This window comes from Streptomyces sp. 1-11 (assembly GCF_007176755.1).
Lineage (GTDB): Bacteria > Actinomycetota > Actinomycetes > Streptomycetales > Streptomycetaceae > Streptomyces.
In genome coordinates this window covers 194,099-217,550 of record NZ_BJTV01000007.1, presented here as the reverse complement: position 1 = coordinate 217,550, position 23,452 = coordinate 194,099, and the positions used below count along the sequence as shown (strand labels likewise).

At 71.5% G+C, this 23,452-nt stretch carries 18 protein-coding genes; 11 read left to right on the top strand and 7 right to left on the bottom strand.

What is annotated here, in order from left to right:
* Window positions 1–123: 123 nt before the first annotated feature.
* On the bottom strand, window positions 124–873 hold the full coding sequence (locus TNCT1_RS17175; RefSeq protein WP_143632872.1) for a class I SAM-dependent methyltransferase: 750 nt from the start codon (window positions 871–873) through the stop codon (window positions 124–126).
* 339 nt (window positions 874–1,212) lie between these two features.
* Between TNCT1_RS17175 and TNCT1_RS17170 the strand changes: the two genes are divergently transcribed.
* The 3 genes from TNCT1_RS17170 (at window position 1,213) to TNCT1_RS17160 (ending at window position 4,856) form a co-directional block, all read left to right on the top strand.
* Window positions 1,213–1,866, top strand: a complete 654-nt coding sequence (locus tag TNCT1_RS17170; RefSeq protein WP_143632870.1) for a type III effector protein — start codon at window positions 1,213–1,215, stop codon at window positions 1,864–1,866.
* 134 nt (window positions 1,867–2,000) lie between these two features.
* Entirely contained in the window at window positions 2,001–3,935 is a 1,935-nt protein-coding gene (gene htpG, locus TNCT1_RS17165; protein WP_143632868.1) for a molecular chaperone HtpG, read from the top strand.
* Between the two features lie 219 nt (window positions 3,936–4,154).
* The gene (locus TNCT1_RS17160; RefSeq protein WP_143632866.1) at window positions 4,155–4,856 is read left to right on the top strand and encodes an alpha/beta hydrolase; all 702 of its coding nucleotides are present in this window, start codon (window positions 4,155–4,157) and stop codon (window positions 4,854–4,856) included.
* An 89-nt stretch (window positions 4,857–4,945) separates the two neighbouring features.
* Here TNCT1_RS17160 and TNCT1_RS17155 read toward each other — a convergent pair whose 3' ends face one another.
* Window positions 4,946–6,058 carry a PP2C family protein-serine/threonine phosphatase gene (locus TNCT1_RS17155; protein ID WP_143633282.1) on the bottom strand — a complete coding sequence of 371 codons (1,113 nt, stop codon included), beginning with the start codon at window positions 6,056–6,058 and terminating at the stop codon, window positions 4,946–4,948.
* A gap of 241 nt (window positions 6,059–6,299) precedes the next feature.
* On the opposite strand from TNCT1_RS17155, the gene TNCT1_RS17150 reads away from it, so the two are divergent.
* Window positions 6,300–7,253 (top strand): NAD(P)-binding domain-containing protein, encoded by a 954-nt coding sequence (locus TNCT1_RS17150; protein WP_143632864.1) that lies wholly within the window; start codon window positions 6,300–6,302, stop codon window positions 7,251–7,253.
* A 52-nt stretch (window positions 7,254–7,305) separates the two neighbouring features.
* Here TNCT1_RS17150 and TNCT1_RS17145 read toward each other — a convergent pair whose 3' ends face one another.
* The 3 genes from TNCT1_RS17145 to TNCT1_RS17135 form a co-directional block, all read right to left on the bottom strand.
* Window positions 7,306–7,980: an HAD family hydrolase gene (locus TNCT1_RS17145; protein WP_143632862.1), complete on the bottom strand. Its 675-nt coding sequence runs from the start codon at window positions 7,978–7,980 to the stop codon at window positions 7,306–7,308.
* Between the two features lie 34 nt (window positions 7,981–8,014).
* The gene (locus TNCT1_RS17140) at window positions 8,015–8,587 is read right to left on the bottom strand and encodes an NADPH-dependent FMN reductase (protein ID WP_143632860.1); all 573 of its coding nucleotides are present in this window, start codon (window positions 8,585–8,587) and stop codon (window positions 8,015–8,017) included.
* A gap of 188 nt (window positions 8,588–8,775) precedes the next feature.
* Window positions 8,776–9,618 carry a phosphotransferase gene (locus TNCT1_RS17135; RefSeq protein WP_143632858.1) on the bottom strand — a complete coding sequence of 281 codons (843 nt, stop codon included), beginning with the start codon at window positions 9,616–9,618 and terminating at the stop codon, window positions 8,776–8,778.
* Window positions 9,619–9,885: 267 nt separating this feature from the next.
* Between TNCT1_RS17135 and TNCT1_RS17130 the strand changes: the two genes are divergently transcribed.
* Window positions 9,886–10,773, top strand: coding sequence for a neutral zinc metallopeptidase (locus tag TNCT1_RS17130; RefSeq protein ID WP_143632856.1), 888 nt, complete (start codon window positions 9,886–9,888; stop codon window positions 10,771–10,773).
* A 29-nt stretch (window positions 10,774–10,802) separates the two neighbouring features.
* On the opposite strand, the gene TNCT1_RS17125 is transcribed toward TNCT1_RS17130, so the two are convergent.
* Window positions 10,803–15,026 (bottom strand): trypsin-like peptidase domain-containing protein, encoded by a 4,224-nt coding sequence (locus TNCT1_RS17125; protein WP_235902653.1) that lies wholly within the window; start codon window positions 15,024–15,026, stop codon window positions 10,803–10,805.
* Between the two features lie 207 nt (window positions 15,027–15,233).
* The gene (locus TNCT1_RS17120) at window positions 15,234–15,695 is read right to left on the bottom strand and encodes a MarR family winged helix-turn-helix transcriptional regulator (RefSeq protein WP_143632850.1); all 462 of its coding nucleotides are present in this window, start codon (window positions 15,693–15,695) and stop codon (window positions 15,234–15,236) included.
* Window positions 15,696–15,835: 140 nt separating this feature from the next.
* On the opposite strand from TNCT1_RS17120, the gene gap reads away from it, so the two are divergent.
* From gap to ptlE, 6 genes are all read left to right on the top strand, one after another.
* Entirely contained in the window at window positions 15,836–16,840 is a 1,005-nt protein-coding gene (gene gap / locus TNCT1_RS17115; protein ID WP_143632848.1) for a type I glyceraldehyde-3-phosphate dehydrogenase, read from the top strand.
* 178 nt (window positions 16,841–17,018) lie between these two features.
* Complete coding sequence (gene penM, locus TNCT1_RS17110; protein WP_143632846.1) at window positions 17,019–18,215, top strand: pentalenolactone synthase; 1,197 nt, start codon at window positions 17,019–17,021, stop codon at window positions 18,213–18,215.
* A gap of 139 nt (window positions 18,216–18,354) precedes the next feature.
* Window positions 18,355–19,206, top strand: a complete 852-nt coding sequence (gene ptlH, locus TNCT1_RS17105) for a 1-deoxypentalenic acid 11-beta-hydroxylase (protein ID WP_143632844.1) — start codon at window positions 18,355–18,357, stop codon at window positions 19,204–19,206.
* A 58-nt stretch (window positions 19,207–19,264) separates the two neighbouring features.
* On the top strand, window positions 19,265–20,719 hold the full coding sequence (locus TNCT1_RS17100; RefSeq protein ID WP_143632842.1) for an MFS transporter: 1,455 nt from the start codon (window positions 19,265–19,267) through the stop codon (window positions 20,717–20,719).
* Between the two features lie 100 nt (window positions 20,720–20,819).
* Window positions 20,820–21,656: a 1-deoxy-11-beta-hydroxypentalenate dehydrogenase gene (gene ptlF, locus TNCT1_RS17095; protein ID WP_174266330.1), complete on the top strand. Its 837-nt coding sequence runs from the start codon at window positions 20,820–20,822 to the stop codon at window positions 21,654–21,656.
* A 17-nt stretch (window positions 21,657–21,673) separates the two neighbouring features.
* On the top strand, window positions 21,674–23,428 hold the full coding sequence (ptlE, locus tag TNCT1_RS17090) for a neopentalenolactone/pentalenolactone D synthase (protein WP_143633281.1): 1,755 nt from the start codon (window positions 21,674–21,676) through the stop codon (window positions 23,426–23,428).
* Window positions 23,429–23,452 lie beyond the last annotated feature (24 nt).

Sequence of the window (23,452 nt, the reverse complement as noted above, 5' to 3'; positions counted from 1 at the left end):
TGGCGGAGTGACTCGGCCGCGCTGGCCGGATGCCTGCTGTCCCGGCGCTGTCCGTCGCTTCGGCCGTCCGCTCCGGCTCGTCGGAAGCCGACGGGAAGAACGGATGCGACCCACGTGCCGTGATCAGCCTCCCGGGCCGCGGAAGGCGCGTCGGAACAACGCCGCGACGAGGAAGGGTTCGCCGAAGCAGGCGGATTCGGCGGGCTCGTCGCGCATCCGCCGGATCTCCACCTCAGTGAGGTCGGCGAAGATGCGGCGCAGGGACTGCGGGGTGTAGGCGAGCCCTCCGTGCAGGCGGGCGTCGCGGTAGAAGGCGGCGTCGGGGAGGTCGGATCCCCCGTTCTCCGCGTCCGTGAAGCAGGTGAGCGCGAAGTGGCCGCCGGGTGCGAGGAGTTGGTCGAGCAGGGCGAGGTAGCTGATGCGGCGGTGGGGCGGCAGGTGGTGGAAGCAGCCCGAGTCGTAGATCAGGTCGTAACGCCCGCTCAGCTCGGTGCCCGTGAGGGCGAAGGCGTCTCCCCGGTGGAACCGGACACCGGCTCCGGCCTCTCGGGCGCGTTCCTCGGCCCAGTCCACGGCTGCCGGGGAGAGGTCGACGGCGTCCACCTGGAAACCGAGGGAGTCCAGGTAGAGGGCGTTGCGTCCGGGACCGCAGCCGAGGTCGAGCGCCCGGCCCGGGCGGACGAGCCGCCGGTCGAGGTAGGAGACGAGGTTCTCGTCGGGCTTCGCCTCGAAGAACGGCACGGGTCTGGAGCGGTCGGCGTAGAAGGTGTCCCACCAAGCCGCCGCACCGCTCGTCCAGCGGTCGGCCTGCGGCGTGAACAGGTCGTCCAGGAGTTTCAGCACGTCCTCGACGGTGCGGATGCTCCGGTCCATCGGGCCCCCTCTCGTGTGGGGAGACAGTACGGCCGGGAGCACGACGTCTGGGCCGGACGTGCGGGCCGCGACGGCACGCAGGGCCGGTGGAGAGGTCCGGAGCCGGCTCCGCGGGCTACGACTCCGAACCCGGCACGCGCGGCCGCCCCTTCCCGGGCCGAGGGGCGTCACGGCGGCTTCCAGGGCCGCGCTCAGCCCACTTTTTCAAGCGCTCACAGCAGACCGTCCTCGCCTTCGAGATTCCGCCCGCGGCACGTCAGCTCCTGCCCTTGCCACCTGTCGTCCATCGGATGACAATCATCGCGGTCATCCGTACGATGACGATGCGGAGGAGGTGCCATGACGACGGCGGATCGAACTGACCGACCGGCCTCTGCCCTCGCGGGCGGCGGGGGCCCGGTGTCGTTTCTCGCCGCTGCCGCCGCCCTGGAGGCCATAGACGACGCCCTGCGGACCGCCCAGCGGCAGGTACCCGACGCTCCGGGCGCGTCCGGTGTCGGAGCGGAGCGGGCTCTGGCCTCCCTGTTGCTGCTGCGCCAGGTCCGGGAACAGCTCGCCGGATGGGAGACCGGGCTGATCGAGACCGCCCGGGAAGCGGGCGCCAGCTGGGCCGACCTCGCCCGGCCCCTCGGCGTCGCCAGCCGCCAGGCCGCCGAACGCCGGTACCTGCGCAACCGGCCGGGCCCCGCCGGGACGACCGGTGAACAGCGTGTCCAGGCCGCCCGCGAACACCGTGCCGCCCAGCGCAGCACCACCGCCTGGGCCCGGAACCACGCCGCCGAGCTGCGTCGCGTCGCCGCCCGGATCACCGCGCTGACGGACCTCCCCGACGCCGCCCGCCACCCGCTGGGCGAACTCGACGCGGCGCTCGCCCAGGACGATCCCGCAGCCCTCGTCCGCCCCTTGAACGCCGCCCGCCCCCACCTGGCGGCCCACCCCGACCTCGCCGCCCGGCTCGACGCCCTCACGTCGTCCGCCGCCGACTCCGGCTAGCCGACGGCCGGCACGGCGCCCGGTGAGGACGGGGCCGGCCGGGGGCCGGCGGCGGCCCGATCTTCACATCCGACGTTGTTTTCAGTGACCGAGCCAGTTGTCCGATGACAGGACTTTGTGAGGTATACGCGAACATGCCAACCGAAACCTTCGAGTTCCAGGTGGAGGCCCGTCAGCTGCTGCAGCTGATGATCCACTCCGTCTACTCGAACAAGGACGTCTTCCTCCGCGAGCTCGTCTCCAACGCCTCCGACGCGCTGGACAAGCTGCGCCTCGAGAAGCTGCGGCACGACTCCCTCGACGCCGACGTGTCCGACCTGCACATCGAGCTCGACGTCGACAAGGACGCCCGCACCCTGACCGTGCGCGACAACGGCATCGGCATGTCCTACGACGAGGTGGGGCGACTGATCGGCACGATCGCCCACTCGGGCACCGCCCAGTTCCTGCAGGAGCTGCGGGAAGCCAGGGAAAACGCCGGGGAAGGGGCCGAGGAAGGTCTCATCGGCCAGTTCGGCGTCGGCTTCTACTCCGGCTTCATGGTGGCGGACGCGGTGACCCTCGTGACGCGGCGCGCCGGGGAGAGCGAGGGCACCCGCTGGACGTCCCGCGGTGAGGGCACCTACACGCTGGAGACGGTCGCCGACGCGCCCCAGGGCACCTCGGTCACCCTGCACCTCAAGCCCGCCGACCCGGACAACCAACTGCACGACTACACCTCCCCGTTCAAGATCCGGGAGATCATCAAGCGGTACTCGGACTTCATCACCTGGCCCATCCGTATGGCGTCCGACGCCGCGGGACCGGACGGCTCGGGCCCGGCGGACGGGAGCGACGAGGCGCCCGCGTTCGAGACGCTCAACTCGACCAAGGCCCTGTGGGCGCGATCCCGCGACGAGGTGTCCGAGGAGGAGTACCACGAGCTGTACAAGCACGTCGGCCACGACTGGCGCGACCCGCTGGAGACGGTCCGGCTCCAGGCGGAGGGCACCTTCGAGTACCAGGCCCTGCTGTTCCTGCCCGCCCACGCCCCCTACGACCTCTTCAACCGCGACTACAAGCGGGGCCTGCAGCTCTACGTCAGGCGCGTGCTCATCATGGAGGACTGCGAGGCGCTGCTGCCGCCGTACCTCCGCTTCGTCAAGGGCGTCGTCGACGCGGCCGACCTCTCGCTCAACGTCTCCCGCGAGATCCTCCAGCAGGACCGCCACATCGACCTGATGCGCCGCCGCCTGACGAAGAAGGTCATCTCCACCGTCAAGGACCTGATGGCCAAGGACCCGGACCGCTACGCGACGTTCTGGCGTGAGTTCGGCACCGTCCTGAAGGAGGGGCTGGTCACCGACTCGGAGAACCGCGACGCCCTCCTCGCCGTGGCCTCGTTCGCGAGCACCCGCCACGACACCGAGCAGACCACGCTCAAGCAGTACCTGGAGCGGATGAAGGACGAGCAGGAGGACATCTACTACCTGACCGGCGAGTCCCGGGAGAGCATCGAGAACTCCCCGCACATGGAAGCCTTCCGGGACCGCGGCATCGAGGTGCTGCTGCTCACCGATCCCGTCGACGAGGTCTGGGCCGACGCCGTCGGCACGTACGAGGGGAAGAAGCTGCGGTCCGTCGCCAAGGGCCGCATCGACCTCGACGCCGAGGACTCCGATGCGTCCGAGGGCGAGCAGACGAAGCAGGACGAGGAGTACGCCGGTCTCCTCGGCTGGATGACGGACCAACTGGGCGAGGAGGTCAAGGAGGTCCGTCTGTCGTCGCGCCTGACCGTCTCCCCCGCCTGCGTGGTCTCCGACGCCGACGATCTGACCCCGGCCCTGGAGAACATGTACCGCGCGATGGGCCAGGAGGTGCCCCGCGCCAAGCGGATCCTGGAACTCAACGCCCAGCACCAGCTCGTGAAGGGCCTCAACCAGGCGTACACGGAGCGCACGGACCACACGTCGCTCGCGGAGACCGCCGAACTCCTCTACGGCCTGGCCGTACTCGCCGAAGGCGGCCAGCCGAAGGAGCCGGCGCGGTTCGTCAAGCTGATGGCGGACCGGCTGCAACGCGCCATGTGACCAGCCGGCCGGGACACCGGCGGCCCGCGCCGCGAACGCGGCCCGGGCCGCCGCGACCGCCTGCTGCTCGTACGCACCTGAGCCGGAGGCTCACACGGGTCCGGTTCCCCACCGCCGTGGCCACCGCCGCCCACCGCCCGAGTGCTTCACGTGGGGCGGGCGTTCTGCTGTCGGCCGAGACGGTGGCGCGGCCCATGGCATCGGCGGCAGGATCCTTCCATGCAGCCGATCTTCGTTCTCGTGCACAGTCCGTCCGTGGGCCCCTCGACCTGGCACCCTGTGGCCGAACACCTGACGGCGGCGGGATACCGGGTTCGGGTCCCCTCCCTGCTGCACATCGGCGCCGGCGAGCCTCCCTTCTGGCCCCGTGTCGCCGACGCCGTCCGCGACGACCTCCGGCAGGTCCCGGCCGGCAGTCCCGTCGTGCTGGCGGCGCACAGCAACGCGGGCCTGTTCCTCCCGGCGATCCGTGCCGGTCTGGACCATCCGGTGATGAGCTCCGTCTTCGTCGATGCCGCGCTGCCGGCCCGGGCGGGTTCGACACCTGTCGCCACGCCCGACCTCCTGGAGTTCCTCCGCCCGATGGCGGTGGACGGCAGGCTGCCGCGCTGGACCGACTGGTGGGACGAGGCGGACGTCGCGCCCATGTTCAGCGATCCGGCGATGCGCCGGACGGTCGTCGAGGAGCAGCCGCGCCTGCCGCTGTCCTACTACGAGCAGCACATCCCCGTCCCCGAGGGCTGGGACGACCATCCCTGCTCCTACCTGCTGTTCGGCCCTCCGTACGACGAACTCGCCGGCCAGGCCGGCGAGCGCGGCTGGCGCGTGGCGCACCTGCCCGGCGCACACCTGCACCAGATCGTCGACCCCGCCGGCACGGCACGGCACCTCGTCGAGCTCACCGCTACGGGAGTGAGGTGACGGTGCGGGCGTGCGAGCCGTAGACGGACGGCGCCGGAGGAGACCAGACCCCGGAGCACGAGGTACGCGCCGAACCGCTGTGGGCCGCCCTACACGCGGCGGCCGTGGCGGCGGTGCTCGTGGTCCTGCGGGTGGCGGTGCAGGGCGACGAGGGCGGCGTCGTCGTTGAGGTGACCGCGGGTGTGGGAGAGCAGGTCGCGGTGGATGTGGTGGAGCAGCGATTCGGGGCCGGTCCTGTTCCACTGGGCGACACGCGCCTCCAGGGGGTAGAAGCGGCCGTCGCGGTCGCGGGCCTCGATGACGCCGTCCGTGTAGAGCAGGAGGGTGTCGCCCTGCTCGAAGGGGGCCATGTCGATGGCGTACGCGTCCGGCCCCGTCTCGGCGACGCCCAGGGGTGGCGCCGGGTGCAGGCTGGGGACCGTGATGCCGCCGGCCGGGCTGAACAGCAGCGGAGGGGGATGCCCGCAGCTGATCATCCGGATGGTGTGGTCGTCGTCGGGGAGCTCCAGCAGCAGGGCGGTCGCGAAACGCTCGCCGGCCTCCGTGGCCGGCTCGAAGTCGGCCAGGTAGCGGCTCACGCTGTGCCCCAGGGTGGCCGCCAGGTCGGGGAGCGTGGCGTGCCGGTGGGCGGCCTCGCGGAAGGCCCCCATGAGCAGAGCGGCCTCGCCGATCGCCGACAGCCCCTTGCCCCGGACGTCCCCGATCATGATGCGCACGCCGCCCGTGATGCGCGTGGCCGCGTACAGGTCACCGCCAATCTGCGCCTCGTCCTCGGCGGCCAGGTACAGGCAGGCGATCTGCACGGGCCCCACGCGTTCGGGCAGCGGCCACAGCAGCCCGTGCTGCGCGGCCTCCGCGACCGACCGTACCTGGGCCAGCTGGCGCTGGCGTCGCTCGCGCACCCTGCAGAAGAAGACGCTCAGGGCCGAGAGCAGCGCCAGGGCGAGGATCTGGACCAGCACGTTGCGCGAGGTCAGCACACCGAAGTGCCAGCCGATGTACGCCTGCGCCGCCACGGACAGCGAGCCGATCAGACCGGTGAGCCACGCTCCGGCGAAGGAGGCGGTCACAGCGGGGGCCATGACCAGGAGCGGGCCGAGATGGATGTCCTCGGGGACCAGCTGGTCGACGGCCGTGATCACCACGATGAGCACGACGGGGATCAGCAGCAGCAGCCGGCTCGACCGCCGCAGCCTCCACATGCCCGCCGAGTTCTCCTCAGTAGTCACGTATCCCACACTGCCACCGTCGGCAGGGCCCGACGAGCAGACGCCACGGCGCCCCGGCACACGGAACCAGGCGGTCGCGGGCCTGCCAGGACGGCCGCCCTCCGGGATGCCGCCCGGGGCCGCCGGGACCACGCTGTAACTGGTGGACGCACGGCGCAGTACCGGGATCCGCGCGCTCGGCGCAGCGGGCCCGCCCCGCGACCGGAGGTAGGACATGAAGATCGGCATCGTGGGGGTGGGCGCCGTGGGGTCGGCCACGGCGCTGTCCCTCGTGGAACGCGGCGGCGTCTGCAGGGAGATCCTGCTGATCGACCGGAACACCGCCCGCGCGGACGGCGTGGCCGCCGATCTGCGGTACGCGGCCCCCTTGTCGCCGACGGTCGACCTGCGCTCGGGCGGCTACCAGGACCTCGCCGGCGCCGCGGTCGTCGTGATCACCGCAGGGGTCAACGAGAAGGCAGGCGGCGCCACCGACCGCTCCGACGCGAAGGGGCGTCTGCGGCTGCTGGAGACCAACGCCGAGGTCTACGCCGACATCGTTCCCCAGGTGGTCGAGGTCGTGCCGCAGGCGGTGCTCATGGTCGTCACCGACCCGCCCGATCCGCTGGCCGACCTCACCCGGCGGCTGGCCGGGCACGACCGGGTGTTCTCCACCGGGACCCTCATCGACAGCCTGCGGTTCCGCGTCCACCTCGCGGACCGTCTCCGGGTCCGGCCGCGTGACGTGCAGGCCCTGGTGGTCGGCGAGCACGGCACCTCCGAGGTGCTGCTGTGGTCCTCCGCGAGCGTCGGCGGCATCCCCGTCACCGACCTGCTGGAACAGGACGGACGGCCGGTGGACCGGATACGCGCGGAGATCGAGGACGGCATCCGCTACGCCAACATCACGATCATCGAGGGCACCGGCGCGAGCCAGTACGGGATCGGCGCCGTCTCCGCCCGGCTCGTCGACGCGGTCCTGCGGGACGAACGCGCGGTGCTGCCCGTCGCGGCCTACTCCCCCGCCCGGGACGTCACCCTGTCCCTGTCCAGCGTTCTCGGCGCGGGCGGCGTCCAGCAGATGCACGAACCCGCGATGACACCGCAGGAGTCCCAGGCGCTGGAGGACAGCGTCGGCGTCCTGCGCGAGGCCGCGCGGCGCGCCATCGCCGTCGGGGCGGCGTCCTGAGCGGACGCGCCCGCGAGCGGACCGGGAAGGCGAGCGCGCCGGACGCCGGCGGTCACGAACCGGGGAACGGCTCCGTCAGTGACGCCAGCACGTGGTCGGCCTCCGCCGTGCGCAGCTGGTCCGCGGTGTAGTGGCCGCTGGCGACCGCGACGGCGGTGGCGTCCGCGGCGTGCGCCGCCTCGATGTCGCGTGGGGTGTCCCCCACGACGTACACCTCGGTTCTCGCGAGGGCGCGTCCGTGCAGTCGTGCGGCCTTCGCGACGGCCAGGCGTGTCACCTCCTCCCGGTCGGGAGAGTCGGATCCGTAGGCGCCGAAGACGAAGTAGCGGCCGAGTCTGCCCGGCTCCATCTTGAGCCTGGCCGCGCCCTCCATCGCGCCCGACACCACGCCGAGGATGGCGCCCGTGCGGCCGAGCCGCCGCAAGGTGTCCTCGGCGCCGTCCAGGACGCGATAGGCCTCGGACGACCAGATCTCCTCGGACAGGTGCCAGAGGTAGGCGCTGTAGAGCCGCATCATCTCGTCGTGGCCGGGGTCGCGTCCCAGCACCGCGCGGAACGTCTCCCGTCCGACCTGCGGGTCGGTCTCGCCCGCCGACGTGTGCTCTCCGATGTCGGCGGGCACGCCGTGCAACTGATCGAAGGCCCGGGCCCAGCTGCGTCTTCCCGCCCCTCCGGTGTGCACCAGCGTCTCGTCGATGTCGAAGAGGACTGCGAGGGGACCTGTCATGTGCGTTCTCCTGCGCCGGGACACGGTGGAGGGCTCAGCTTCTGGGCGGCAGCACCGTGAGGACTCGGACGATGTGGTCGCGGTACTCCTCCATGAAGGTCCGCAGGAAGCCCTCCGTGCTGCTGTCGGTGACCTCGCCGTCCTGCCCGAACACCTCGGGGATGAATCTGATGTACGCCTCGGGGGCGCTCATCTGCGGCGAGTTGCAGTAGCTGAGGACGCTGCGCAGGCTCTGCTGGGCCACGGCGGTACCGATGGCGCCCGGCGAGGCCCCGATCACGGCGGACGGTTTGTGCGTGAACGAATTGTCCCCCCAGGGACGGCTGGCCCAGTCGATGGCGTTCTTGAGGCCACCGGGAATCGAACGGTTGTATTCCGGAGTCACGAACAGGATGGCGTCGGAGGCGGCGATGGCCTCCTTGAGCGCCCTGCCCTCCGGGGGATAGTCGCTGTCGTAGTCGTAGCTGTAGAGCGGCAGATCCCGGATCGGGATCTCGGTGAACTCCAGCTCGGGCGGGGCCACCCTGATGAGGGCCTTGGACAGTGTCCGGTTGATCGATGCGCCGGCGAGGCTGCCGATGATGTACCCGACCTTGTACGTGGGCATCTTCCCTCGATTCTCCGCCGGTGCGCGCCGGTGCGCGCGACCGTGCGGGTGTATCGGCGTCCGGGAATCCCGCGGGCGCTCTTCTCTCCCGCGCCCGGACGTTCCCTCCTTGCAGGGAATCACAACGGCGGCTATCCAGCGTGCGGAGAGATCCAGGAGAAGGAGCGCCGCGTGCGCAGCCGGCCCGCTCAGCCCGGTCCGCAGCGGCCGAGTGCGGCACGCAGCCGGTCGAGCCCCTCCGCTCTCCAGCGCTCCCGGTCGGGCATCCGGTCGTCACGGCGCCAGCGCCAGGCGGAGAACATCGCCCAGTTCAGGGCGCGACACCGGTGGATCAGGTCGTGATCGGCTCCCGGGTAGTGCTCCGCCACCTCCTCGGGCGCATGGGCGAGGTCGAACTCGACGGGCCCGCGGCAGCACGTGGCGAGATCGACGAGCAGCGGCCCTCTCCTCGTGCCGAGGACGTTGCCCGGGTGCGGCTCGCCGTGCAGCAACTGGTCGCCTGCTCTCTCGACGCCGACCGCGGCGCCCAGTCCACCGAGTGTGCCGCTGAGGAGTTCCCGGTGGGAGTCGGGCAGCTCAGGGGACCTTTCCCGGTCGTTCACCTCTCTCAACGCCCTGGCGATCCGGTCGGTGAAGCGCGGTACGGCCAGATCGATCCGACGCAGGGCGGCATGGTGCCGCATGAGCACGCCCGCGTAGTCGGCCGGTGCGATCCCGGACCCCACGGGCTCGTAGTAGGTCCACAACGAGACGGCGAAGGCATCGCGCACCTGGACTCGGGTACCGGCCCGAGGCTCCAGCTCGGCCACCGGGGCATCGGTGCCGGCGAGCCGGCGGGCGACCTCCGCCTCGAACTCGGACTCGGCCAGTCGCCCGGCAGGAGCGACCCGGGCCAGGACGTCGCACGGGGCGAGCCGCAGCGCGACGCGGTCCGAGTTGTGGACGACGATCACATCGTCGGTCCGGAGGTCCAGCTCCGAAGCGATCGCCCGGGCCGCCTCGACGGCGCGACGGAGCTCCGCCGGCTCCATACCGTCCCCCCATCCTCCCGGCCCGCGAAGGGCCCGGGAGGAGAGTAGTCGAGCACCCCGCCGTCGGCGGCGGCCGTCCGCGGGTGTGCGGGTGGGACCCGCTGACCCGCTGATCGGCGCGGGGAGCCGTGGCGGCGTCGCGGTGTCGCCCGCCTGCTCCTCCGAGAGGCGGAGCAGGAAGAGGACGGGATGGGGATGTCCCTCCACGGGGTAGGCGAGCGGGACGACGCGGGGCGGTCCGGCGCGCTGCTTGAGGGAGGTCAACGTATGCAATTCGACGACGACGCTGCTCTGGACACGTCCGAGGTCGAGGACGGTCGGGGAGGTGCGCTCGGCGGGATCCCGGGCGGTGGGAAGACCATCGGCGGGGGGCTGGTCGGGCTCGTGGTGGTGGTCGCGTCCGTGCTCCTGGGTGTCGACCCCGGCATGTTCGGCTCGGGCGGCAGCGACACGTCGTCGTCCGGCACGTCAGCCGCGGATCTCGCGGCGGACTGCCGGACCGGTGCCGACGCCAACGGCAAGGAGGAGTGCCGGATCGTCGCCGTGGTCGACAGCGTGCAGGCGTTCTGGAAGCAGACGGAGACGGCCGCCGGCAAGCGCTACCAGCAGGCCCCGACGTTCCTGTTCACCGGGAGTGTGAACACCGGCTGCGGGAACGCGACTTCCGACGTCGGCCCCTTCTACTGCTCAGCCGATGACAAGGTCTATCTCGACCTCGGCTTCTTCAACGACCTGAGCAGCAAGTTCGGCGCCCAGGGCGGCCCGTTCGCCGAGGCGTACGTCATCGCGCACGAATACGGCCACCACGTCCAGGACCTCAGCGGATCCATCTCCCGCGGCAGCGGAAAGGGCCGGAGCAGCGGCTCGGTGAAACTCGAGTTGCAGGCGGACTGCTACGCCGGGGTATGGGCCCACCACGCCACCACCACCCCCGACCCCAAGAGCGGCAAGCCACTGATCACCGACTTGACGAAGGACGACATCAACCGCGGGCTGGACGCGGCCGCCGCCGTCGGAGACGACCGTATCCAGGAGCGCTACCAGGGCAAGGTCACACCCGACACCTGGACCCACGGCTCCGCGAGCCAGCGCCAGCGATGGTTCACCACCGGCTACCGCTCCGGCCGCGTCGCCGACTGCGACACGTTCGGCTGACAGGTTCTCAGCTCGGACCGGCCAGAGGGTCAGGCCGGGCAGACGTGTGCCGGCAGGCCGGGCGGCAGGCCGTCGCGCTCGCTCTCGCTGAGGTCGCGGCCGATGGTCGCGCACAAGCGGCGTTTCCACAGGGCCGGGTCGAGGCGGAGGAGTGACATGGGGCCGTTGTCGGGCGGTGCCATCAGCACCGCCGTTCCGTCCTTCGCCGCCGAGAGGAAGCCCTGCCGGGTCCCGAAGACGTATGTCTGCTGGTAGTCGGGGTCGGCCGCGTCGAAGACCCGTATGGAGTTCTTGTCGGCGAAGAGGAACCGGGAGGCCCCGATGTAGGAGACGGCCCACCTGTTCTGGGTCACCGGACCGAGGGGCCCGACGACTCTGTGGGCGGCTCCAGGGGGTCGCACCGCCCACAGCTCGACCATGCTGCCGACGGAGAAGACGCCCATGAAGCGGGTGTCCTTCATGGGCACGGCCGTGACGAGACCGCCGCCGAGCCGCAGGCGGCGGCGCGGGTTCTCCTTCCCGGTACGCAACTCCACGGCGTGCACGTAGGGATCGCCCTGGACCGTCACCGTCAGGTATCCGGGGTCCGTGTCCGGACCGACGAGGTAGCTCGGGTCTCGCCGTCGCGTGAGGTGCAGGTTCCGCAGGTCGATCGGGGGCGCCAGACGGTGTCCCGAGAGGCCGTCCCAGGACTCGACCACGGTGCCGGCGAGGGTGACGACTTCGTTGCCTCTCAGGAACAGGAAGTCCAGCGAGGCGCCCTCTTCCGGCAGCGCAGGCCGCGCCGTCTCGAACTCGCTCACCTTGCGCAAGGACGGCAGGGCCCGGACGGTGATGCGGTTGAGGTCGGACACATCGGCGACGAGCGTCCCGGCGCTGTTGACGGCGAGTGGCTGCTTGGCGTCGGGTGGTGTCTTCGCGTCCGTGCGGACGTCGGCGATGACCTTGCCGTCGCCCTCCGTCTCCACCACACGCAGACGTCCGGAGTCGCGCCCCACCCGGACGACCATGGTGCTGCCGTCGCCGAGCAGCTTCGGCGGGCTGTAGGCGACGGCACCGTCCGATCTCCGCAGCGCCCATCCCCGGATCGCGTTGTCCTCCTTCGTGGGGACGACCGGCGAGTCCGGGGTGCCGAGAAGGGGGAGTTCGCTGTTCGCGTCCACGGGACTCGGACCGAGGAAGCTCACCGGCTTCGCGGTGCCGGCCGTGCCGAAGACGTCCCACACGTCTCCCTGCCCAGACGCGCCGGACACGGCGACGTGGGCGCCGGTCCGGTCGACGGCGGTGTCGTTGCAGAAGGACTCCTCGCGCACGCTGCGCAGGACGGCCCCGTCGCTGATCCGGACGGCCTGGTAGCGGGCCGCGATGTCCGACGAGGAACCGGCCTTCCGGCAGACGACCGCCACCCGCCCGTCTCCGGACACGCTCGTGCCGTTGAGCTCGACCTTCCCGGCCCGCACCCGCACGGTGTCGGAGGCGAGGTCGATCGTCAGCAGGGAACCCGTCGGGCCCTTCCCCATGTCCGTGGCGATCAGGGTGTCCTCGTCCGGACCGAACCAGACCTCGCTGAGCCGTGGGATCCGCCGGGGCAGGGAGTGCGGCTGTCCGGTGGCGAGATCCCACACCTGCGCCGGGAGACCGGAGTCGCCGGCCGGTGTCGCCACGAGGCGGCGGGCGTCCGGGGAGAAGTCGAGGATCTTCAGGTCGTCCATGCCGGACGAGGCCGCCAGCGAGATGTGAGAGAAGGCGCCCTCGAGCTCGTGGGCCTGTCCCACGAGCTCCTTCGCACCAGGCGCCACGTCACGCCACACCACCACCCCGTCGCTGTCGCGGACATAGGCGATCCGCCGCCCGTCCCGGCTCACGGCCGGCACCAGCACGTTCTCGGCGAGGTTCAGCTGCCGCGTGCGCACCCGGCTGTCGGCTCCCCGTACGAAGAGGGTGGCCCGGCCCGTCTCGGAGGTCACCAGGGTGACCCGTCCGTCGGAGCTCATCGCCGCGGCGTTGAGCGCCCCCTCGGCGCCGGACAGCAGCCACGCCGTCCGGCGCTGCTCCTGGTAGCGCCGCATCAGCGCACTGCGGGCCTCCTGCGTCGGCGCGACCTCGTACGCGGCCACGGCGGCCAGCGCGGCCGCCCCCGGGTCGCTGTCGGTCAGTTCGTCCGAGCGGACCGCCAGCGCGCGTGAACGTCCCTCGGCCTGCCGCTCGGTGCTCACCTGCGACTGTTGCACCAGGTACGTGAGGAGACTGGCGATCAGGGTCAGGGCGAGGACGGCCGCGACGAGCGCGGTGCCCCGCAGGCGGCGGCGGGCGCGCACGCGGCGGCGCACCGAGGTGAGGAACTCCCGCTCCGCGGCCGCGAGTTCCGCTTCGCGTCCGGTCAGGTGCTCCGCGCCCATGGGAAGCACGGCCGGGCCGGGGCCGTCCTCCTGCCGGGCGCGCTCCAGGTCGTGCCGCAGCTCTGCCCGCGCCGTGAGGAACGCGGCGTCGGCCCGGGTGACGTCGGCCAGCGTCGGCCAGGCCGTGATCAGCGCCTCGTGGGCCAGCTCGGCACTCTCCGGCCGGCCGTCACCCCCGTACAGGACGAGCAGGCGCCGCTCGGCGAGGGCCTGGGCCAGGCGCCAGCGGTCCTCGCCGGCCTCCTGCCGGGTCAGGGCCCGGCGCAACGGGGCCCCGCCGCCGGGCAGGACCTTGACCAGCCCGGTCAGCAGTCGCCCGGCGTCGTCCTGGGTGCCGGACGTCACGCATTCCTTCCAGACCGATTCGGCGTGGCGGCTCAGGGCGCCGGTCACACGGCCGATGTCGTGGTACGTCTGCGTGCGCAGGCGTCCCCCCGACCGCTTGTCCCACAGTTCCTGGAGCACGAATCCGAGCAGCGGCAGAACACCGGGTTCACCTCCCGCGTCGTCCACGATGCGCTGGTCCAGGCCCGGGTCGTACCCCACCGCCGGGATCCGCCGGAGCGGCTCGGTGATCACGTCGCGCAGCTGGTCCGGCGTCATGGGGGTCAGGGGGAGCGTCTCGCCGCTCTGGAGCGCGGGGCCGAGGTGCGGGTGGCGCAGCGCGGCGTCCATGAAGTCCGCGCGCAGCGTGACCAGGACCCGCAGGCCCGTGGGCGGCCGCTGGGGGAAGATCAGCGCGATCGTCTCGGCGATCTCCTGCTCGGGGCGGTTCAGCAGGGCCTCGGCCTGGTCCAGTACGAGCAGGAGCCGGCGGGCGCGTCGTCCGGTGGCGCGGTGGTAGGCGTCGACGAGGCCCAGTTCGGCCAGCCAGCGGTCCACTTGGCCGGCGTCCGTGGCCCGGGGCGGGCCGTCGCACCCCGCGCGGGCGGCTTCGTAGAGCTCCGTGGCCAGCGCGACGCGCAGCGATCCGGCGTGTCCGGCGCCCAGGACCAGGACGTCGTACGCGTCCCCGCGCATCTTCGGCACCACACCGGCCAGCACCAGCGACGACTTGCCGCAGCCGGAGGGCCCGTAGACGGTGACGACCGGGTGGCCGCGCACTGCGTCTACGGCTTTGCCGATCTCCGCCGCCCGCCCGAAGAAGACCTCGGAGTCCTTCTCCTCGAAGGGCGCGAGTCCGCGGAACGGCGAGGGGGGATCGGCGACGGCTTCCAGCTCGCGGAGGTTCTCGACGATGACTCGGGTGTGCAGGGCGAACGCCTGCTGAGCCGCGCGCACCGGCTCGGCCGCCACCATCATGCCCACCACGGCGTCCAGGTCCTCGTCCCATACGGGACTGCCGCTGAAGCCCCCTTCAACGTGCGCGTCCTCCCCGTCCATGCGCGCCAGCTGGATCCAGCCGCCGCCGGTGATGCCGAGGAGCCGACCCCGGTGCCAGAGCCCATGGGGATGGGCCTGGGTGAACCCCACGACCCAACTCCGGTGATCGCGCACGCTCTTGGCGTCCGCCATCGGCAACGGCCGGGCCCCGGGCAGGGGTCGGCTCACCCGTAACAGTGCCACGTCCCCGGTCCGGTCCTCGCCGAGCGGCACCCAGTCCACGACCTCGGCGGGCGCCGTGGGGGCAGCGGCGACGCCGTCACCGTTGTTCGCGAGCAGCAGCCGCACCGTGACCAGTGCGCCGGGCTCGACCGTGGCCTCCGGTGGCAGGTCCAGGGCGTCGGACACCACGTGGGCGCAGGTCAGGATCAGTTCAGGGGTGACGAAGAAGCCGGCACCGCCCCCGCCACCGCCCCCGCTCGGGTCTTCGTCCCGCCGGTCACCCGTGACACGGACGACGGCGGCTGCCAAGAGCGGCTCCGTCTCTTCTGCGCTCAACCGTCCTGCCCCCTGACCGGCCCGAGAACCACATGGATCGCACACCCGTGCGTTGCGTCAACGCCCTTTGTACAGAGGGTAGTTCCCAATTCCGAGTGGTTCCCGGAGGCCCTGTTGTCTTTCTCGTCCGTGCCCGAGCACGTCGACTTCCGACTCATCGGCCGGGTCGCGCGATCGCGCCTACCGTGCGGCTTCGGCTCCGAGTTCGGCCAGACGTGTGAGGGCGGGCAGGGCCGCGGCGATCGCCTGTCGTTCGGCGGGCGTCAGCTGGGCGATCAGGGGGATCAGGTGGCGGCCCCGGTCCTCGCGCCGGGACTGGCCGATCTTCCGGCCGCTGTCCGTGATGTGGACGAGGACGGCGCGTCCGTCGGCCGGGTCGGGGTGGCGCCGGACCAGGTCGTCTCGCTCGAGCCGGGTGACCAGCTGGGTGAGCCCCGGCTGGCTGATCTGCTCGGTCCTGGCGAGTTCGGTGAGCCGCTTCGGACCGCTGAGGGCCAGTGTGTCCAGCACGGACAGAGTCGTGAACGACAGCTTCTGCACCGCGGGAAGCCGGATGTAGTAGCGGTTGAAGTTCTCGATCGCCCTGGTGAGGTCACCCACGTCCAAGTCGGTGTTCTGGTCGGCACGCTGAGTAGGAGTCACCCTGGAAATGTATCGCAGACTTATATAAGCTCCTGATCGATTGCGTGCCGGACGCCGCGTCCAGGCGTACGGCCCGCGTTGCACCTCGGCGCAACGGCGCGTCAACGGATTTGTAGAGCGCTAGGTGAGGAACACACCAAATGACTGTGCGAATCGGCATCAACGGCTTCGGACGCATCGGCCGCAACGTCTTCCGGGCGGCGGCCGCGCGGTCCTCGGAGCTGGAGATCGTCGCCGTCAACGACCTGGGCGACGTGCCCACGATGGCCCACCTGCTCGCCTATGACTCGATCCTCGGACGCTTCCCCGAGGAGGTCACCGCCGAACCGGGCGCGATCCGCGTGGGCGACCGGACGATCAAGGTCCTCGCCGAGCGCGACCCCGGCGCCCTGCCGTGGGGCGACCTGGGAGTGGACATCGTGATCGAGTCCACCGGCATCTTCACCGACGCCGCGAAGGCGCGCTCGCACGTCGACGGCGGAGCGAAGAAGGTCATCATCGCCGCTCCGGCCAGCGGCGAGGACTTCACGGTGGTGCTGGGCGTCAACGACGGCGACTACGATCCCGAGCGCCACACCATCATCTCCAACGCCTCCTGCACCACCAACTGCCTCGGCGTACTGGCCAAGGTGCTGCACGACGCCGTCGGCATCGACGCCGGCATGATGACCACGGTCCACGCCTACACGCAGGACCAGAACCTCCAGGACGCCCCGCACAAGGACCTGCGCCGGGCCCGGGCCGCGGCCCTGAACATCGTGCCCACCTCCAGCGGCGCCGCCAAGGCCATCGGCCTCGTCCTGCCGGAACTCGCAGGCCGGCTGGACGCCTTCGCCCTGCGGGTGCCCGTCCCCACCGGCTCGGTCACCGACCTCACCGTCACCACCCGCCGCGGCACCTCGGTGGAGGAGGTGAAGGAGGCGTACGCGGCCGCGGCCTCGGGACCGTACAAGGGCTTGCTGTCCTACGTGGACGCGCCCCTGGTGAGCACCGACATCGTGGGCGACCCGGCCTCCTGCGTCTTCGACGCCGGGCTCACCCGGGTGTCCGGCCCGCAGGTCAAGGTCGTCGGCTGGTACGACAACGAGTGGGGTTACTCCAACCGCCTCATCGACCTGGCGACGCTCATCGGGTCGTCCCTGTAGCTCCTCGCCGACCCGGCGTCTGCACCACCCGCACGTCAGCAACGGTCGGCCGCCCCGGCGGCGGCCGCCGTTTCGGCGCGCCCGTGAACCGGCGCGCAGCGCACCCGACGCGGCGAACGCCGTCGGCGTGCCCGGATGCCCGACGACTCCCACGCACGACGCCACGAGGACGGACCACATGACGGATCTCCCGAGGTTACCGTTCGACAACCCGGACATCATGGGCATCGCCCCCCAGATGCTCGCACTGCAGAAGGAGGGGCCGATCGCCCGGGTGGGGACCGCCGGTGAGGACGCCTGGCTGGTCACCCGCTACGACGAGGTACGGACCCTGCTCGCCGACCGCCGGCTCCGTCTCAGCAATCCCAACCCGCAGCCGTCCGCCAAGAGCGCCGCCAGGGCCTTCATGGTCGCGTTGATGGCCGGGGACGACCACGAGACCGAGCCGGCCAGGCACGCGCAGATGCGCTCGCTGCTCATACCCCGGTTCTCCACGCGCCGGCTGCGCCTGATGAAGACGCGGATCGAGCACCATGTCGACGAGCTGCTCGACCAGTTGGCCGCCAGTGCCCCGCCGGTCGACCTGCACCGCGTGCTGTCGTTCCCGTTGCCGACCATGGTGGTCTGCGACCTGCTCGGCGTGCCGTTGGCCGACCGGGAGCGGTTCGGGCAGTGGGCGAGGGGCACGTTCGACCAGAGCGACAACGAGCACTCCGCGAACACCTTCCAGCAGGTCGTCGACTACATGCTGGAACTCGTGGCACGCAAGAGGGTCGAGCCGGGCGACGACATCCTGTCCGAGCTGATCGCCGAGAAGGACGGCGCGCTCTCCGACGCGGACATCGCCCACCTGGGCAACGCCGTGCTCCTGTTCGGCTACGAGACCACCATCGTCCGCATCGACCTGGGCACCCTGCTGCTGCTGCGCAATCCCGTGCAGCGTGCCCAGTTGGCCGAGAATCCCGGACTCGCGCCGGCCGCGGTGGAGGAGATCCTGCGCCTGGGCGTCGGCGGCAAGGGGTCCAACGCGCTGATCCCCCGCTACGCGCACGGCGACATCACCGTCGGGGAGACGGTGATCCGGACCGGGGACGCGGTGATGCTCGCCATCGGCGCGGCCAACTACGACGACCGGGCGTTCCCCGACGGCGGCCTGTTCGACCTGACCCGGGTCAGGCCCAGGTCGCACCTGGCCTTCGGGCACGGCGCCCGGCACTGCATCGGCCGCACGCTGGCCCGGATCGAGCTCACCGCGGTGTTCGAGCGGCTGTTCCGCAGACTGCCCGACCTGCGGCTCGCGGTGCCCGAGGAGTCGCTGCGCTGGCAGGAGCACCGCATCACCGGCGGGTTCGACGAAATTCCCGTCACCTTCTGAGTGACGTCGCGCCGGCGAAAGCAGCGCCGTCCACCCTTCATGGTCGTAGACGGCGCCCGCCGCCGGATCGAGACCGTCCGCCCACCCGGATCTTCGACGCTCCCTCCCCCACGCACAGACGTCACGAGGACAAGGAACCATGACGGACACTTTCAGCGACTACGCCGACTGCACGCCTCTTCTCGACGACCATGAGGCCCTCGACCGGTTCTACGACGAGCACGGCTACGTCTATCTGCGCGGCGTCCTGGACCGTGAACTCGTGCGGACCACCGCCGAGCAGATGCTGCAGGGCCTGATCGCGCTCGGCCACGCCGCCCCCGGCACCACGCTCGACACCCTCACCATCGAGTCCTACGAGGCGGTCGACGAGGTGGCGATGCACGACCACGTCAGGTACGACGATCTGTGGAACCACCCCTCGACCCTCAAGGTGTGGGAGAAGGTCTTCGGCGAGCCCGTCTTCGTCTTCAAGTCGACGACGATCCGCTACTACCCCTCGGCGCCGGATTCCGCGGAGCCCAGCTTCCTGACGCCACTGCACCAGGACGGCTTCTACATAGGCCCTAACAAGGACTTCCGCACCGCCTGGATACCGCTGCTTCCGACGACCCGGGGCACGGGCGGCGTCGCCATCGCCGACGGCAGCCACAAGAAGGGCCCGCGCGAGCACGTCCTCACCGAGAACTTCCGCCGCTTCGGCCACGCCGTGCGCGGCATACCGGCCGCCGAGTTCGGCGCGGACGAGGAACTGCTGTTCTCGCCCATGGAACCGGGTGACGTGCTCCTCTTCCACGCCTTCATGTGCCACAAGTCCCTGCCGAACGTCTCGGTGGACCCGGCCGGCATGCGGATGTCGATGGACACCCGTATCCAGCCCGCCTCCTCGCACCGGGGTTTCAACGCCCTGACCCCCTGGCCGGAGTCCGCGAAGGACGCCTCCAAGGGAATCATGTCGAAGATCACCGGCACTCCCACCACCACCGAGTGACGTCGGCGTCCCCGAACCCGCCTCAACCGTCCCCCCACCGAAGCCTGGTAGGCAACGCATGACGAAACGCGAGGGTCTCCCCCCTCTGACGGGGCCCAGCGCGGCACAGCAGTCCCGGGCCGGCACAGCACCGGCCGCCGCGGGGCTCAGCGGCATCGCCCTCATGGTGGTGCTCACCGGATACGCCCTGTCCATCGTGGACGCCTCCATCGTCAACGTGGCGCTGTCCTCGATCAGCGACGACCTGAACGGCGGCGCCGCCGCGCTGGAGCTGGTGGTGTCGGGCTACGGCCTCACCTACGCCGTCGGCCTGGTGCTGGGCGGCCGTCTGGGCGACGCCTTCGGCAGGCGGCGCCTGTACGCCTGGGGGCTGGCCGCGTTCACCGTCACCTCCGCACTGTGCGGACTCGCCCCGACCATCGAGTTCCTCGTCGCGGCCCGTCTGCTGCAGGGCGCCGCGGCCGCCATGCTGGTACCGCAGGTGCTGGCGACGATCCAGGCGGTCACGGCGGGGCAGGCGCGCGCCCGTGCGATCGGCATGTACGGGGCGACCGCGGCCCTCGGCATGGTCGTGGGGCAGATCCTGGGCGGGCTGCTGGTCTCGCTGGACGTCGCGGGAATGGGCTGGCGGTCGGTCTTCGCGATCAACGTGCCGATCGGCGTGGCCGCGCTGCTGCTCGTCCGACGCGTCCCCGCGACCAGGGCCGACGCCAAGCCGGGGTTCGACCCGGTGGGCACCGTGCTGTTCGGTGTCACCATGGTCTGCCTCCTGGCCGTCATCGTGGCGGGCCCGGACCTGGGCTGGCCGCTGTGGCTGTGGTCGCTGCTCGTGGTCGCCGCGGCGACGGCGCTGGCGCTGGTGCGGGCCGAACGCGCGCTGGAGGCGCGGGGCGGCTCACCGCTGCTGTCCCCAAAGGTGCTGTCCCATCCGGGCATGCGCAGGGGGCTCGCGGCGATGGTGCCGTTCTCGGCCGGCTTCGGCGCCTTCCTGTTCGTCTACGCGCTGGTCGCGCAGGGCCACTTCGGCCTGGACGGGCTCGCCTCCGGCGGGGTGCTGGTGCCGTTCGCCGCGGCGTTCTTCGTAGTGACGCTGTTCACCCCGAGGATCGCGGCCGCTCTCGGCGGCCGGATCGTCACCCTGGGCGCCCTCGTCCAGTGCGCGGGCCTGCTGCTGCTGGCGCTGGTGATCGGGCTGGGCTGGCCGCACCCCTCCCTGGCGCTCGTGCTCGCCGGCATCGGCTGCTACGGAGTGGGCGCGGCGCTGACCGGCCCGACGCTGTTCCGGATGATCCTCGCCGACGTACCCGCGGCGCAGGCGGGCATGGGCAGCGGGGTGCTGGTGACCAGCCAGCAGATGGCGACCGCGCTGGGCGCGACCGTCGGCGGGACCCTGTACGTCTCCCTGTCCGGTTGGCTGTCGACCGTCACGGCTGCCGTGCTCGTCGTCGTCCTGCTGGCGTGTTTCGCGGTGACCGTCCTGCTGATCAGTCTGAAGCTCCCCGACCCCCGGTGACTCCCCGGCCCCCGAACGGCGCGATCTGATCCAGACCTTCTCGTCGGCAAGCGGCGCGCCGTCCTTCGGCGTTCCCGCACGCGGAAGCGGAGACAGCGAAGTGCACTCACAGACAAGGGCGGCCGTGGTGACCGGCGCGGCCAGCGGCATCGGCCTCGCGCTCAGCGCCCGCTTCGCACGGGCCGGCGCCGGCGTCGTCATGGCCGACGTCGAGGGCGGCGCGCTGCACCGCAAAGCCGCCGAACTCACCGCGCAGGGCGCCCGGGTCACCGCCGTGACCGCCGACCTGACCGACCCGGACGCCGTCGAGCGGCTCGCGGAGACGGCGTTCGACCGGCTCGGCGACATCGACGTGGTGTGCAACAACGCCGGAGTCCTCGGCCCCGTGGGGCAGCCGCTGTGGGAAGTGCCGCTGGAGCGGATGCGGCAGGTCTTCGAGGTGAACCACTGGGCGCACGTCCTGGTGGCCCGCGCCTTCGTACCCCGGCTGCTGGAGCGCGGCCGGCCCGCCCATCTGATCCACACCGCCTCGATGTCCGCCTTCGTCGTCGGCGCGGGCAGCGCCGCCTACGCCGCCTCCAAGCACGCCGACCTCGCCGTCGCCCGCAGTCTGCGCGCCGATCTGCGGGGCACCGCGGTCCGGGTGTCGGTGCTGTGTCCCGGACGGGTCGACACCCCCATGGTCGAGGGCCTGACGGCTCCGCGCGGCGCGGGCGGCGACACCTCGGTGAGCGCCGAGGACGTCGCCGGAGTCGTGTGGGAGGCCCTCGGCTCCGACCGCTTCTATCTCTTCAGCAACTCCGACGCCCCGCTGCGGCTGCGCGATCAGTTCGACGACGTATGGCGTCATGTTCCCCTTCCGCCCCCTTCCCCCGAGGAGGAGCTGTGGCCCGTGCCGAAAACGACGACCGCGACGACCGCGACGACGAAACACTGACCGTGGACCTGGAAGCGGTGAGGGAGAAGTACCGGCAGGAGCGCGACAAGCGCGGCGTCGGCCGCACCTACCAGTTCGCGCGCGGTGACTTCAGCCGCTACGCGCGGGACCCCTACACCGAGCGGCGGGAGCGCGAACCGCTCACCGACGAGGTGGACGTCGCCGTCGTCGGCGCCGGCATCGGCGGCCTGCTGACCGGCGCCCGCTTACGCGAGGAGACCGGCCTGGAACGCATCCGGCTGATCGACGAGGCCGGCGACGTCGGCGGCACCTGGTACTGGAACCGCTTCCCCGGCGTCCGGTGCGACGTGGAGAGCTACGTCTACATGCCGCTGCTCGAGGAGATCGGCACCATACCGACCGAGAAGTACTCCACCGGGCCCGAGATCTTCGCCCACCTCCAGCGGATCGCCCACCGGTACGGCCTCTACCGCGACGCCCTGTTCCAGACCACCGTCACCGAGCTGCGCTGGGACGAGGCCGCCGCGAGGTGGCTGGTGCGCACCGACCGGGGGGATCTGTTCCGCGCCCGGTACGTGGCCATGTCGATCGGTCTGATGCACCGCCCCAAACTCCCCGGGCTGCCGGGCCTGGAGACGTTCGCCGGGCACTCCTTCCACACCAGCCGCTGGGACTTCGGCTACACCGGCGGCGACAGCACCGGCGGCCTGACCGGGCTCAAGGACAAGAGGGTCGGCGTCATCGGCACCGGCTCGACGACCGTCCAGCTCGCCCCGCACCTCGCCGAGTGGGCCGAGCGGCTGTACGTCTTCCAGCGCACCCCGGCAGCGGTCGATGTCCGCGGCAACCGGCCGACCCCGCCCGGCTGGGCGGAGAGCCTGGAGGCGGGCTGGCAGCAGCGCCGGATGGAGAACTTCCACGCGCTGACCTCCGGCATTCCGCAGGACGAGGACCTGGTCCAGGACCGCTGGACCCAGACCACGGCCGAGCTGGCCGCCGCGATCCTGCCCACCGGCGACACCGGAGGCGATCCCAAGGAGCGTGCGCTGGCCGCCGAACGGGCGGACTTCCGCAAGATGGAGGAGCTGCGCGCCCGCATCGACAGCGTCGTCACCGACCCCGCGACCGCGGCGGCCCTCAAGCCGTACTACCGCGTGTACTGCAAGCGGCCCTGCTTCCACGACGGTTACCTGCAGACCTTCAACCGGCCCAATGTGACCCTGGTCGACACCCAGGGGCAGGGCGTCGAACGGCTCACCGCGGCCGGGGTGGTCGCGAACGGCCGCGAGTACCCGGTCGACTGCCTGATCTTCGCCACCGGCTACGAGCACGAGTTCGCCGTCCCGTACACCGAGCGCGCGGGCTACGACATCGTCGGCCGCGGCGGCGTGCGGCTGTCGGAGAAGTGGGCGCAGGGGGCGCACACCCTGCACGGACTCCAGGTGCACGGCTTCCCCAACTGCTTCATCCTGTCCAAGGTCCAGGCCGGGCGGCACGTCAACATCGCCTACATGCTGGGCGAGCAGACCCGGCACCTCGCGCACATCGTCAAGTGCGTCGAGGAGCGCGGCCACCGGGTCGTGGAGGCCTCCGAGGCCGGCGAGAAGGAATGGGTCGAGGAGATCCTCCGGCTCGCCTCGGGCGACCTCGACTTCCTCGAGAACTGCACGCCCGGCCTCTACAACAACGAGGGCGACCCAGGCGGACTGCCCCTGCTCAACTCCAGCTACGGCGGCGGCTCGGTGGAGTTCGTGAACATCCTCAGGCGCTGGCGCGAGGCCGGCGACCTGGCGGGCCTCGAACTGCGCTGACCGTCCCCCACCGTCTCTGCGAAA